This is a genomic window from Sphingobium terrigena, from assembly GCF_003591655.1.
Taxonomy (GTDB): Bacteria; Pseudomonadota; Alphaproteobacteria; order Sphingomonadales; family Sphingomonadaceae; genus Sphingobium; species Sphingobium terrigena.
Genome location: NZ_QVRA01000012.1, coordinates 45,605 through 57,614 on the forward strand (window position 1 = coordinate 45,605; position 12,010 = coordinate 57,614).

General features: G+C 63.5%; 13 protein-coding genes and 1 tRNA gene. 8 read left to right on the forward strand and 6 right to left on the reverse strand.

Annotated features, from left to right (window positions below; genetic code table 11):
- Positions 1-159: 159 nt before the first annotated feature.
- The gene (locus D0Z70_RS14160; protein WP_119747640.1) at positions 160-615 is read left to right on the forward strand and encodes a universal stress protein; all 456 of its coding nucleotides are present in this window, start codon (positions 160-162) and stop codon (positions 613-615) included.
- Positions 616-754: 139 nt separating this feature from the next.
- Here D0Z70_RS14160 and rnr read toward each other — a convergent pair whose 3' ends face one another.
- The 3 genes from rnr to D0Z70_RS14175 all read right to left on the reverse strand — a co-directional run bounded on the left by rnr (position 755) and on the right by D0Z70_RS14175 (position 4,304).
- A complete protein-coding gene (rnr, locus tag D0Z70_RS14165; RefSeq protein WP_119747514.1) occupies positions 755-3,073 on the reverse strand; it encodes a ribonuclease R in 2,319 nt (772 codons plus the stop codon).
- A gap of 300 nt (positions 3,074-3,373) precedes the next feature.
- Positions 3,374-4,027, reverse strand: a complete 654-nt coding sequence (locus tag D0Z70_RS14170) for an MOSC domain-containing protein (protein WP_119747523.1) — start codon at positions 4,025-4,027, stop codon at positions 3,374-3,376.
- 58 nt (positions 4,028-4,085) lie between these two features.
- A complete protein-coding gene (locus tag D0Z70_RS14175) occupies positions 4,086-4,304 on the reverse strand; it encodes a hypervirulence associated TUDOR domain-containing protein (RefSeq protein ID WP_119747525.1) in 219 nt (72 codons plus the stop codon).
- 127 nt (positions 4,305-4,431) lie between these two features.
- Here D0Z70_RS14175 and D0Z70_RS14180 point away from each other — a divergent pair, with 127 nt between their 5' ends.
- The 5 genes from D0Z70_RS14180 (at position 4,432) to D0Z70_RS14200 (ending at position 8,888) form a co-directional block, all read left to right on the forward strand.
- On the forward strand, positions 4,432-5,610 hold the full coding sequence (locus D0Z70_RS14180) for a glycosyltransferase family 4 protein (RefSeq protein ID WP_119747527.1): 1,179 nt from the start codon (positions 4,432-4,434) through the stop codon (positions 5,608-5,610).
- A 28-nt stretch (positions 5,611-5,638) separates the two neighbouring features.
- Positions 5,639-6,961 carry a replication-associated recombination protein A gene (locus D0Z70_RS14185; protein WP_119747529.1) on the forward strand — a complete coding sequence of 441 codons (1,323 nt, stop codon included), beginning with the start codon at positions 5,639-5,641 and terminating at the stop codon, positions 6,959-6,961.
- Positions 6,958-7,815 carry a hypothetical protein gene (locus D0Z70_RS14190; RefSeq protein ID WP_119747642.1) on the forward strand — a complete coding sequence of 286 codons (858 nt, stop codon included), beginning with the start codon at positions 6,958-6,960 and terminating at the stop codon, positions 7,813-7,815. The genes D0Z70_RS14185 and D0Z70_RS14190 overlap by 4 nt, the downstream gene beginning before the upstream one ends.
- A gap of 28 nt (positions 7,816-7,843) precedes the next feature.
- Positions 7,844-7,918: transfer RNA gene (locus D0Z70_RS14195), tRNA-Thr, on the forward strand.
- A 667-nt stretch (positions 7,919-8,585) separates the two neighbouring features.
- On the forward strand, positions 8,586-8,888 hold the full coding sequence (locus tag D0Z70_RS14200; RefSeq protein ID WP_119747644.1) for a glycine zipper 2TM domain-containing protein: 303 nt from the start codon (positions 8,586-8,588) through the stop codon (positions 8,886-8,888).
- A gap of 70 nt (positions 8,889-8,958) precedes the next feature.
- On the opposite strand, the gene D0Z70_RS14205 is transcribed toward D0Z70_RS14200, so the two are convergent.
- Together D0Z70_RS14205 and D0Z70_RS14210 are read right to left on the reverse strand one after the other, a co-directional pair.
- Positions 8,959-9,240 carry a hypothetical protein gene (locus D0Z70_RS14205; RefSeq protein WP_119747531.1) on the reverse strand — a complete coding sequence of 94 codons (282 nt, stop codon included), beginning with the start codon at positions 9,238-9,240 and terminating at the stop codon, positions 8,959-8,961.
- 152 nt (positions 9,241-9,392) lie between these two features.
- Positions 9,393-9,800, reverse strand: a complete 408-nt coding sequence (locus D0Z70_RS14210; protein ID WP_119747533.1) for an EVE domain-containing protein — start codon at positions 9,798-9,800, stop codon at positions 9,393-9,395.
- A 118-nt stretch (positions 9,801-9,918) separates the two neighbouring features.
- On the opposite strand from D0Z70_RS14210, the gene D0Z70_RS14215 reads away from it, so the two are divergent.
- Positions 9,919-10,866: an isopenicillin N synthase family dioxygenase gene (locus D0Z70_RS14215; RefSeq protein WP_119747646.1), complete on the forward strand. Its 948-nt coding sequence runs from the start codon at positions 9,919-9,921 to the stop codon at positions 10,864-10,866.
- 78 nt (positions 10,867-10,944) lie between these two features.
- Here D0Z70_RS14215 and D0Z70_RS14220 read toward each other — a convergent pair whose 3' ends face one another.
- On the reverse strand, positions 10,945-11,328 hold the full coding sequence (locus tag D0Z70_RS14220) for a dihydroneopterin aldolase (protein WP_119747649.1): 384 nt from the start codon (positions 11,326-11,328) through the stop codon (positions 10,945-10,947).
- Between the two features lie 134 nt (positions 11,329-11,462).
- Here D0Z70_RS14220 and D0Z70_RS14225 point away from each other — a divergent pair, with 134 nt between their 5' ends.
- Positions 11,463-11,975: a GNAT family N-acetyltransferase gene (locus tag D0Z70_RS14225; RefSeq protein ID WP_182913969.1), complete on the forward strand. Its 513-nt coding sequence runs from the start codon at positions 11,463-11,465 to the stop codon at positions 11,973-11,975.
- Positions 11,976-12,010 lie beyond the last annotated feature (35 nt).

The following is a 12,010-nucleotide window of genomic DNA, read 5'->3' on the forward strand; positions in this document are numbered from 1 at the left end:
CGGCACGCGCCAATGGCTGCCCGTTTTCACCCATTCGCCGGATCGGTCAAGCGAGCGCTTGCGGAAGGGGCAAATATGGCCCACATTTCACCGCACTGGTTCGTTGGACCGGCAATGATGCCCGGCGGGGCCATCAAAGCGACGCGGGGGCGATGGAAAGTGCGGACATATCTGGTTGTCGTGGACGAATCGCCGGAAGCCGAAACCGCGCTGCGTTTTGCCGCCCGCCGGGCCGCCCAGACGGGCGGCGCGGTCCGCATCCTGGCCCTGATCCCGCCTGCCGAGTTCGTCCAGTGGGGCGGCGTGCAGGCGACCATGGAGGATGAGGCGTTGCAACGTGCCGAAGCGCTGGTGACCAGCGCGGCGGGTACGCTGACCGACGAGTCCGGCATCCGCCCCAGCATCACAGTGCGGCAGGGCGATGCAGTCACTGTGGTGCGTCGGACGCTGGACGAGATGGACGATGTCGCAGCTCTCGTGCTGGGCGCGGCGGCCAGCGGCCCGCCGGGCGCGCTGGTATCGCACTTTGCCGGGGCGGACGCTGGGCGGATGCCCTGCCCGATCATGATAATTCCGGGCGGGCTGGATGCTGAGGCGATTGATCGGCTGAGTTGATTCTACTGATTGATCCTCCCCTGCAAGGGGAGGTGGCGGGCGCAGCCCGACGGAGGGGGGTGGCGTATCAACGCCGTGCGGGTGGATGGCCCCCTCCACCACTTCGTGGTCCCCCTCCCCGTGCCGGGGAGGATCGCGGTTACCGCTTATGCTTGCCCCTTTTGCTACCCATGTGGCGGACATTGATCGGTCGTCCGCGATGACTGCCCGGTCGGGTGCGGTCGCGTTTGATCGGGCCGCCACGTGAGGGTGGCGCGTCGGGCAATTCGAAACGCAGCGCGCCGTTGATCGGGTCGGCTTCGGCCAGTCGCAATTCCAGCCGCTGGCCCACGGAGTAGCGATCGCCGCTTTCCACGCCTTCCAGCGCCCGGCCCGCTTCGTCGTAGAAGAAGCGTTCGCGGCCCATGGTCGATACCGGGACCAGCCCGTCGCCGCCCAGTTCCTCGACCGTGGCGAAAAAGCCGAAATTCTGGACCCCGGTGATCCGCGCCTTCACGATTTCACCGACATGGGCAGAGAGGAAGGCGGCGACGTAGCGATCGACCGTGTCGCGTTCCGCTTCCATGGCGCGGCGCTCGAACTGGCTGATCATTTCGCCGACGCGGCCCATATTCTCATAATCCTCGACACTGAGCGAGGATTTGGCGGGGATGGTGCCACCCTTGGGCGCGGGCAGTTCCAGGCCATGGGCGCCGACCAGCGCGCGATGGACCAGCAAGTCGGCATAGCGGCGGATGGGCGAAGTGAAATGGCCGTAGGAGCCGAGCGCCAGGCCGAAATGACCCATATTGACCGGGCTGTAATAGGCCTGGGTCTGGCTGCGCAAGATTTGCTCCATGATCAGCGGCTTTTCCTCCGCCTCCCCTACCCGCTTGATGAGCTGGTTGAAGGTTGCCGGACGGATCACCTGACCGAGAGCAAAGTCGATGTCGAAGGTCGCCAGATAATCCTTGAGCGCGACCAGCTTGTCGCGGCTGGGAGGTTCATGGACGCGGTACATGACAGGCGCCTTTTTCTGCTCCAGCGCCTTGGCCGCTGCCACATTGGCGGCGATCATATAATCTTCGATCAGCATATGGGCGTCGAGCCGTTCGCGCACCGCGACGCTGACGATCTTGCCCCATTCGTCCAGCACCACGCGCCGTTCGGGAAGGTCGAGCGCCAGCGGCTCGCGTTTCTCGCGCGCCTTGTGCAGCAGCGCCCAGCAGGCCCAGAGCGGCCTCAGCGCAATGTCGAGCATCGGGTGATCGGCCTTGCCGTCGATCGCCGCCTGCGCGTCCTCATAGGCCAGCACGGCCGCGACGCGGATGATGGCGCGGGAGAAGCGCCAGGATGTCACCTTGCCAGCTGCGTTGATGACGAGATGGCAGGCCATGGCAGCGCGGTCCTGCCCGGCGCGGAGCGAACACATGTCGGAGGAAAGCTGGTGCGGCAGCATCGGCACGACGAGGTCGGGGAAATAGACGCTGTTGCCGCGCTTGCGGGCTTCGCGGTCGAGCGCGCTGCCGGGGCGGACATAGTAGCTGACATCGGCGATGGCGACGATGGCGCGGAAGCCGCCAGGGTTGGCTTCATCCTCGTCCGGGGTCGCCCATACAGCGTCGTCATGGTCGCGGGCATCCACCGGGTCGATCGCGACGATCGGCAGATGGCGCAGATCCTCCCGCTTTTCGGCATGGAGCGGGAGGGCGGAAGCGGTGACGGCTTCCTCTTCCACCGCGTCGGGAAAGACGTGGGGGATGCCATGTTTGTGGATGGCGATCATGCTGAAGCTGCGCGGGGCGAAGGGGTCGCCGAGAATGTCGGTGACGCGGGCGGATATGCGCGGCGGGCGACCGGTCGGTTCGGCCAGCACCAGATCGCCCTTTTTAGCCGAGCCAAGATCGCTGATCGGCGTGTCCTTGCGGATGCGTTTGTCCACCGGGCGGAGCCATAGCTTGCCGTCGGCCATTTCCTCGACCACGCCGAGCAGCATTTCGGTCGCCTTGGGCAGCTTCTTCATCGGATGGGCGATCCAGCCCTTCCCGGCTTCCTCGGTGCGGGCGAGGATGCGGTCGCCGACGGTGAGGGCACCGCGTTTGCCGCGCTCGACGATGCGCAGGCGGGGGGCTGGCTGGCCTTCGGCTTCCCATCGTTCGGGGGTAGCGATCAGGGTGGTGTCGTCGACATCGATGATGCGCAGTACCGTGACCTTGGGCACGCCGCCCAGCTTGTGGAAGGCGCGGGCGGGGCCGAGGTCGATCAAGCCTTCGTCGGCCATATCCTTGAGCAGGGCCTTGAGCGCGATTTTTTCCTGGCCCTTGAGGCCGAACGCCTTGGCGATTTCGCGCTTGCCCGCTGGCTGGTCGGACGTGGTGATGAAATCCATGATTTCGTTGCGGGTCGGGAAACCGGCGGGGCGCACCTTATCGCGGGCGGGGCGCTTGGGGGCAGGCGCCTTTTTGTCGTTTGATGTCATGGGACAGCTATAGGGGGGCGGCTGAGCCTGCGCCAGAGGAATGGCGGAGCGGCGGAATGTTGGAAATGAGACGCTTAACTTCGCATATTTCCCGGCAATTGCGATATTTTCGGTCTGTAGTTGGTAATAATGTTACAAGGTGCGTTTGTGCGGATTTACGCGGGAAAGAGCCGGGTGGCGGTATAGCAGGATGGGAGCTTGTAGGACAGAGAACGGCCCGCCGTTTCCCCTCTTCCAACTTCGCCTAAACTCACTGCGTTCGTTAAGGCTTCATATCCTTCTCCCCCAAGGGGAGAAGGGTTAGGGGGCGAGTCTGCGGGCCCGATCGCGCCAGGCTTCGGCGAGGACGGGCGTGTTGGCGAGGGTGCGGACGGCGGACGGGTCGCTTTTGTGGCCGCCGCCGATCAGCATGTGAAAGACGCGGGCGATGCTCCAGTCAGGGAGCGGGCGGTCGATCAGGGTCATGGCGGTGCCAGCCTGCGCCTCCCCCTGCTGGATCACGCGAAAGTAGAGGCCGCTGCGCGCGGTCTTGACGATGGTCGCCATGACGTCACGCGCGCCAAAGCGATGATCGAGTTTCCAGCAGGGCTGGCGGCCATGGCTGACTTCGACGATCGCGCTGCCCAAAGTGAAGCGATCGCCCAGGCAAATCTGATCCTCTGTCATCCCGCGCGAGGCGATATTTTCGCCAAAGGCACCGGGCGCATCGAGCAAGGGCTGACCGGGCTTGCGGTCGCGCCACCAGTCATAATGGTCCTGCGGGTAGAGGTGGATCGCCTTGTCCCAGCCGCCATGGTGGATCGGGTCGGCGACCTGATTACCGACGAAGCCGTCCCATCTGATCTGCACAGGGCCGGTGACGGGCGTCTTGGCGATGGCGCTATAGTCGCCGTCGCGAAAGGGAACGGGCGTGCCGACGAGCAGCGCGTCTATGGTCATGAAGGGCGTGTCCATGCCCCCTCATGCCATGGCTGCATTGATGATGCGAGATGCCGGCTGCCAGACAGTGGTGTCAGGCGGTGTGGATTTCCGAACTGAGTTTCAGCACCTGCGCGCCATTGTCGGCGTGGATCAGATAGGCAGGGTTGGCGGGCGACCCGTTGCGGCGGACAGGCACGCCTTCGATATGGCGCTCGACGGGACGGTCGAACCGCTCCGCTATATGTCCCCGGCCGACGCCCTGCCCCCAATTCCATCTGACTCGCGCACCTTTACGGAATGTCTGCGACATCGGGGCATCCTCTCATCCTGTGGGCGCAACCGCGTCAGCCGGTGTCCCAATCCTAACGAAGGGCATAATTCCCAAAGGCTTACCCGGTTCCCTTGGGTTTTCACATTTCTTGGGCTAAGGGGCTGCGATGGATGTTAGCGGCCTTCGCATTGCCCTGTTCAGCGGCAATTATAATTATGTGCGCGATGGGGCCAATCAGGCGCTCAATCGCTTCGTTGGCTATTTGCTGCGGCAGGGCGCAGCGGTGCGGGTCTATTCGCCCACCACCGACACGCCGGCTTTCGCGCCCGCAGGCGATCTGATCAGCACGCCGTCGGTGCCGGTGCCGGGGCGCAAGGAATATCGGATTCCTTATGCCATGTCGGCCAGGGTTCGCCGCGATCTCAAGGCGTTCGCGCCCAATCTGATCCATCTGTCCAGTCCCGATCCGCTGGGCCATCGGGCGCTCAGCTGGGCGCGGCGGAATGGTTTGCCCACGGTCGCATCGGTGCATACGCGGTTCGAGACTTATCCGCGCTATTATGGCCTGGCCTTTCTGGAGCCGGTGATCGAAGGGATATTGCGCCGCTTCTACCGCCGCTGCGACGCGATCGTCGCGCCGTCCGAATCGATGGCGCAACTGCTGCGCGAACAGCGGATGAGCTATGACGTCGGCATCTGGACGCGCGGCATCGACCGGGAGATTTTCAATCCGGGTCGGCGCGATCTCGATTGGCGGCGTTCGATCGGCATTAGCGATGACATGCCCGCCATCGGCTTTATCGGTCGGCTGGTGATGGAAAAGGGGCTGGACGTGTTTTCCGACACGATCGACCAGCTTGCGACGCGCCAGGTCGCGCATAAGGTGCTGGTGGTGGGCGAAGGCCCGGCGCGCGAATGGTTCCAGAACCGCTTGCCCGGCGCCGTCTTTACAGGCTTTCAGCAGGGTCATGATCTGGGTCGCGCGGTCGCGAGCATGGACATGCTGTTCAACCCGTCCGTGACCGAGACGTTCGGCAATGTCACGCTGGAGGCGATGGCGTGCGGCCTGCCGACGGTGGCGGCGCGCGCGACGGGGAGCGAGAGCCTGCTGACCGACCGGGTGACCGGGCGACTGATCCGCCCCGGTGCGATCGGCGCCTTTGCCGACGCCTTGCAGGATTATTGCCTGGATGCGGACACGCGCGGACAGGCGGGTGCGGCGGCGCAGGTGCGGGCGGAGCGCAATGGCTGGGATCAGGTCAATCAGGCGCTGGTCGACACCTATTTGCGGATCATCCGCCAGCGCGAGCAGGGCATGATGCCGCGATCCAGCCCGGTTCCCTGAGCGCGCTTTCGTCCCTATATCAATAGGCATGGCCGATCTTTTCGCTTCCGATGACGCCCTGACCGGCACTGATGCCGTCAGCGAGACCGCGCCGCTTGCCGATCGCTTGCGTCCGCGCACGCTGGCGGAGGTAGTGGGGCAGGAGCATCTGACCGGGCCAGACGGCGCGATCGGGCGGATGGTTGCGGCGGGGCGACTGTCCTCGATCATATTGTGGGGACCGCCCGGCACCGGCAAGACCACGACCGCGCGGCTATTGGCCGATGCGGTGGGGATGCGATTTGAGCCGATATCGGCAGTATTTTCGGGCGTCGCGGACCTCAAAAAAGTCTTTGCCGCCGCGAAGGAGCATGGGCGGCGGGGCGACAAGACTCTCTTGTTCGTGGACGAGATTCACCGTTTCAACCGGGCGCAGCAGGACGGATTTCTGCCCTTCGTTGAAAATGGAACAGTAACGCTGGTGGGCGCGACCACCGAAAATCCGAGTTTCGAACTGAACGCGGCCCTGCTGTCGCGGGCGCAGGTGTTGATCCTGCGGCGGCTGGATGCGGCAGCGCTGGAGCAATTGCTGGATCGGGCCGAAGCCGTGACGGGGCGTCCCCTGCCGCTGGACGCGGACGCGCGCGAGGCGCTGGTGGCGAGCGCGGATGGCGACGGGCGCTTTTTGCTCAATCAGGTCGAGACGCTCTATGCGATCGACATAGCAGAGCCGCTCGATCCGGCTGGCCTGTCCGCCCTGCTCCACCGCCGGGTCGCGGTGTATGACAAGGATCGGGAGGGGCATTACAACCTCATCTCCGCACTGCATAAGTCGCTGCGCGGGTCGGACCCGCAGGCTGCGCTTTATTATATGGCGCGAATGCTGGTGGCGGGCGAGCAGCCGCTTTATGTGCTGCGGCGGCTGGTGCGCTTTGCCGCCGAGGATATCGGCCTGGCGGACCCGCAAGCGCTGGTCCAGTGTCTGGCGGCCAAGGAGGCTTACGACTTTCTGGGCAGTCCCGAAGGCGAAGTCGCGATCGTGCAGGCCTGCCTCTATTGCGCGACCGCGCCCAAATCCAACGCGGCCTATATGGCGATGAAGGCGTCGTTCAAATCGGCGCGCGACACCGGGTCGCTGATGCCGCCGCAGAACATCCTGAACGCGCCGACCAAGCTGATGAAGGATGTCGGCTATGGCAAAGGCTATCAATATGATCATGACGCGGCGGATGGCTTTTCCGGCGCGAATTACTGGCCCGATGAGATGACGCCGCAGACATTCTATGCGCCGACCGACCGGGGCTATGAGGCGCGGATTGCCGAGCGGATCGCCTATTGGCAGCGATTGCGGGCGGAGCGCGGCGCAGGGTGACGCCCGGCTTCACGCGCTTTGCCGCGATCGACTGGTCCGGGGCGAAGGGCACGCGGCATAAGGGGATTGCGGTCGCGCTGTGCGAGGCGGGGAGCGCGGTGCCTCGGCTGGTGGAGGCACCGGACGGGGTCTGGTCGCGGACGGGCGTGGCCGACTGGCTGGTGGGAATCGCGGGCGAGGCCCCTACCCTGTTCGGGTTCGATTTCAGCTTTGCGCCGCCCTTCGTGGCGCGCGGTGGCTATCTGCCGGGGGACGCCGTGCCGGACAATGGACCGGACTTCTGGGCCTATGTCGATGCGATATGCGAGGATGTTGATCTGGGCGCGGCGAGCCTGCTGGAGGTGGCGCACCGGCGACATTTCTATTTCGGCAAGGCGGACGGGGTGAAGGCCGACTATATGCATAATCGCGCGTGCGAGGCGCATTATCTCGCGGGTGGTGGGGGCAAGCCATCCACCGTCTATGACGCGATCGGCGCGGCGCAGGTGGCCAAGGCAAGCTTTGCCGGGATGCGATTGCTGCACCGGGTGCGGGGCGATGTGCCGGTGTGGCCGTTCGATCCCTTGCCTGCGCGCGGGTCGCTGATCGTGGAAATCTATACCAGCCTTGCAGCGTCGGCTGCCGGGCGGGCGAAGGGTCGGGCCAAGATGCGCGATTTGGCGGCGCTCAATGATGCGCTGGAGAGAATCGGGTCGCAGCGGCATGAGGGCGCCATGCCGGACGATCATGGCGCGGACGCGATCCTGACGGCGGCGTGGATGCGGGCGGTGGCGGGGCTGGATACGCTGTGGACGCCAGCCGCGCTCGATCGACAAATTGCTGCAACGGAGGGCTGGACGTTCGGCGTCATCTGATAGTAAGGGCGTGTCACCTGACTGGCGCGCCGGATTAGCACAGTGGTAGTGCAGCGGTTTTGTAAACCGAAGGTCGCGGGTTCAAATCCTGCATCCGGCACCAGTTGGCGTAGTTCCCCCCGATGCGTTCAGCGCCAGGCCCCAAACGCAAAATGGGGGCCGACATTGCTGTCGGTCCCCACTGCCGTCGGGTCATGCGATCCGCTTCTCTGGCGAGAGGCGATCATCGGCCCGGCGTTGTCCTGGCACCGGCCTGAAAGGCTGTTTGCCAAGGACTGCTCCAGATTGGGCCAAGGGCAGCCAATCCGGCTCTGGTCCGTCATATCCGAAGCCCGACGTTCACTTTCGCGCGTACCCGGCTACGGTCTTTTGGACCGATCCGTTGGCTGATGTCGCCCTTGCGAACGACGCCCTTCCTACGGACCATCAGGTCAGCATTAAATTCCTGTTTTACCAGGGATTTTTGGAAATGGATCACTCCGTTTCCTACTGTTCCGATAGAGGGATGGTCTCACCAAAAGCGAGTCGTGCAAAGCGGAATCGGCATCGGTCCGTATCAGGACTGTCATAAAGCTGTGGATAAGTTTTCGCGTCGCTGAGTTTCAGGGAGATCGGTCCAAGCCGATCGCGATCATCCCTGCGTGACGTCATCGCGACTGAAATTTTAACTGATTAAAAACAACAGCTTATCTCGTTGTGACAGGTTCATGCAACCTCAGCCAAAGTGCGGGGGTTCAAGCATCAAATCAACGCAAATGGAGGAGATACTCATGCGTAAAACCCTACTCGCCCTGGCCGCCGTCTCGCTGGCCGTTCCGCTGTCCATGGCCGTGCCGACCGATGGCGCACAGGCGCGCAAGGATCATCGCTACAAGGAATGGCGCGGTCGCGATGGCCGGACCTATTGCCGCAAGTCCAATGGCACGACCGGTCTGATCGTCGGTGCTGCCGGTGGCGCGCTGCTCGGCCGGGCGATCGATACGCGCGGCGAACGCACGACGGGGACGATCCTCGGCGCGGTTGGCGGCGGTCTGCTTGGCAAGGAAATCGACAGCAAGCGTCGCTGCCGCTGAGGCTTACCCGACAAAAAAGGCCGCTTCCCGTCGGAAGCGGCCTTTTTTAGTGGCTCAAGCGGCGTGACGCTCAGTTCGTGGCGGCACCACGGGCTTCGTCGACCTTGAAAGTGACCTGCTGGCCACCCGACACACCGGAAACCTTGCCGTTCTTGACGGACAGGTTGAAGGCGACGGCGTCGGGGAAACGACGGCCGGAAATGACCTTGCCCGACTTGGTATCCTTGACGTCATAGACGTAGGTATAGCCTTCGTGGGTGAAGCGCTGCTTGGCGGCTTCTTCAGCCTGGGCAGGCGCAACGAGGGCAACAAAAGCGCTAAGGGCGCTGGCGGCAACAAACTTGGACAGCATTCGCATGGGTAAACTCCTTGTGAATGCCGATCAAACACCTCTGAAATATTCTTATTCTGTTGAGGCGCTTCTATGTCGCAGCGCAGCAAAGCGACAATCGCAAAGAACGTCACCGCAATTGCGCAGAACGCAACCGGAACGATTCTGACGCCTTAAGCCTTTGATAGTGCGACAATATGATCGAACTCGGCCTTTGACACCGGTGACACGGACAGGCGCGATTGGCGCAGCATGACCATGCCGACCAGCGCCGGATCGGCCTTCATCGTCTTGAGCGTGACCGGTTTGGCGAGCTTTTCGCGCGCGTGAACATGGACCGCGATCCATTTGCCGCTCTCGTCCGTGCTGTCGGGCGCCGCTTCCTCGACAATTTCCATGATGCCCACGGCCTCTACCCCGATATTGCTGTGGTAGAAGAGCGCCAGGTCGCCCCGGCGCATCGCCTTCATATTGATCTGGGCGGTGTGATTGCGCACGCCGTCCCATTCCGCCTTCCCCTTGGCGACCAGGTCGTCATAGGAAAAAACGTCGGGTTCCGATTTCATCAGCCAATAGTTCATTTTGCCTCCTTGCATCACCGCTTCGCCGCGATCAAGGATGGGAATATCGGTGCGCGATCCTTATGTTGCGCGCCCTGCCCTCAATGTTTTCAGACCCAAATTTTCGGAGAAGTGCCAAGTGTCGCAATCGGTGCTGGATCAGGTGCCCGTCCTGTCGATGGCGGAGTTGAGCAAGGCGGATTTCGCGCAGGGGTTCGGCGAATCCTTCCAGCGATTCGGCTTCGCGATGGTGCGCGATCATGGCATGGACCCGGCGCTGATCGACGCGGGATGGACGCTGGCGCGCGACTTTTTCGCCCTGCCCGAAGCCGCCAAGCGCGCCTATGATGCCAAATTTAATGGCGGCCAGCGCGGCTATACCGCGTTCGGCACGGAAATCGCCAAGGGTGCCAGCGAGAACGACCTGAAGGAATTCTGGCATGTGGGGCGCGATCTGCCGCCGGGCGACCCGCTGGCCGAGACGATGCCGCCCAATGTCTGGCCCGATGAGCTGCCCGCTTTCCACCCGGTCTTTGCCAAACTCTATGCCGAGTTTGACCGGGTCGGCGCGGAATTGCTGTCGGCGATCGCGCTCTATCTGGGGCTGGAGGAACGCTGGTTCGACGGGCCGATCGACCGGGGCAATTCGATCCTGCGATTGCTCCATTATCCGCCGGTGTCGCCGGAAGCGCCGGGTATCCGCGCAGGCGCGCATGAGGATATCAACCTGATCACCCTGTTGCTGGGGGCCGAAGAAGGCGGGCTGGAACTCAAAGACCGCAACGGCAACTGGCTGCCAGTGGTGCCGCCGCCCGGCGCGCTGGCGATCAATGTCGGCGACATGCTCCAGCGGCTGACCAACCATAGGCTGCCATCGACCAGCCACCGCGTGGTCAATCCGCCACCGGAGCGGCGCGGCCATTCGCGCTATTCGATGCCCTTCTTCCTGCACCTGCGCCCCGACGTAATGATCGATGCGCTGCCGCAATGTGTGAGCGACGCCAATCCGCGCCGCGACCCGCCGATCAGCGCGCATGACTATCTGACCGAGCGGCTGATCGAGATCGGGCTGATCAAGAAAAGTTAGACAGCGTGCTCCCGCGCAGGCGGGAGTCCAGTTCTGGCGTTTCGACTGGCCTCCCGCCTGCGCGGGAGCAGGTCGCGTCTATTTTCGGCTACGGCCCAGGGTGATGCCGATCTCCTCGCCGCGTTCGGACAGGGCCAGCTTGACGATCTTCACTTCGACATGGGTCACATTGTCGCCCTGAAGGAAGATGGTGTCGATGATATGGTCGGCCACCGCCTCTATCAGCGTGAAATGGACGCCATCGGGTAGAGCGGTGGAGGCAGCATGTTTAAGGTCCATATAGTTTTTGGACTGCGTGAGCGGCGTCGCAGGATCATAATGATCCGCGATCGTCAGCCGCGCGCGGATGGAGATGCGCAGCGGCTGGGGGAGATGGGTCTCCTCCGAATAAATGCCGGTCAGCACATCGACATGGAGGTTGTTGACCTCCAGCGTCAGAAAATCGTCAAATCCAGTCTGCATGGCCCGCCATATCCGGCCCATTCCTGCTGTCAGGCGGGGCCAGTTTAGTCTTTCATTTTGCGATGCGGGCGGTAAAGCCCGCCGCTCCCGGCGCGGTCCATGCGCCATTGATGGCGGATCGGCAAGACGTGTCTATGATTGTCCCTCTTGAAAGCCAGCGGCCAGACGCGATCGAGCGGCTGCTCGACGATGCGTTCGGCATGGATAGGCATGGACGGACGGCCTATCTGATTCGCGGGGCGGTGGCGTGGATTCCCGCGCTATCCTTTGCTGTGGTGGATGATGACGGCACGCTGATCGGGTCGCTGCAAAGCTGGCCGGTCGCGCTGACCCAGCCCGATGGCACGCGCAGTCCTTATATCATGGTCGGTCCCGTGGCAGTCGATCCGGCGCATCAGGGCGGTGGCCATGGCCGGGCGATGATGGACGCGGTGGTCGCCGCTGCAAAGGCCCAAGGCACCGCGCCGCTGATGATGATCGGCGACCCGGAATATTATGGCCGCTTCTGGGGCTTTAGCGCCGAGGATACCAGCGGATGGTGCGCGCCCGGCCCGGTCGAGCAGCGTCGCCTGCTGGCGCTGTCAGTCGATGGTCGCGCGGTGGGTGGCACGGGGATGCTTGGTCCCGATATTCGCGTCACCGCCTGATTCCCCCTTTGCCATCGGGGCATAGCGATCCTATC

Coding starts and splice junctions, on each gene's coding strand:
- rnr (WP_119747514.1), bottom strand. CDS start 3,073: ATGACATCAAACGACAAAAAGGCGCCTGCCCCCAAGCGCCCCGCCCGC.
- D0Z70_RS14170 (WP_119747523.1), bottom strand. CDS start 4,027: ATGGACACGCCCTTCATGACCATAGACGCGCTGCTCGTCGGCACGCCC.
- D0Z70_RS14175 (WP_119747525.1), bottom strand. CDS start 4,304: ATGTCGCAGACATTCCGTAAAGGTGCGCGAGTCAGATGGAATTGGGGG.
- D0Z70_RS14180 (WP_119747527.1), top strand. CDS start 4,432: ATGGATGTTAGCGGCCTTCGCATTGCCCTGTTCAGCGGCAATTATAAT.
- D0Z70_RS14185 (WP_119747529.1), top strand. CDS start 5,639: ATGGCCGATCTTTTCGCTTCCGATGACGCCCTGACCGGCACTGATGCC.
- D0Z70_RS14200 (WP_119747644.1), top strand. CDS start 8,586: ATGCGTAAAACCCTACTCGCCCTGGCCGCCGTCTCGCTGGCCGTTCCG.
- D0Z70_RS14205 (WP_119747531.1), bottom strand. CDS start 9,240: ATGCTGTCCAAGTTTGTTGCCGCCAGCGCCCTTAGCGCTTTTGTTGCC.
- D0Z70_RS14210 (WP_119747533.1), bottom strand. CDS start 9,800: ATGAACTATTGGCTGATGAAATCGGAACCCGACGTTTTTTCCTATGAC.
- D0Z70_RS14220 (WP_119747649.1), bottom strand. CDS start 11,328: ATGCAGACTGGATTTGACGATTTTCTGACGCTGGAGGTCAACAACCTC.
- D0Z70_RS14225 (WP_182913969.1), top strand. CDS start 11,463: ATGATTGTCCCTCTTGAAAGCCAGCGGCCAGACGCGATCGAGCGGCTG.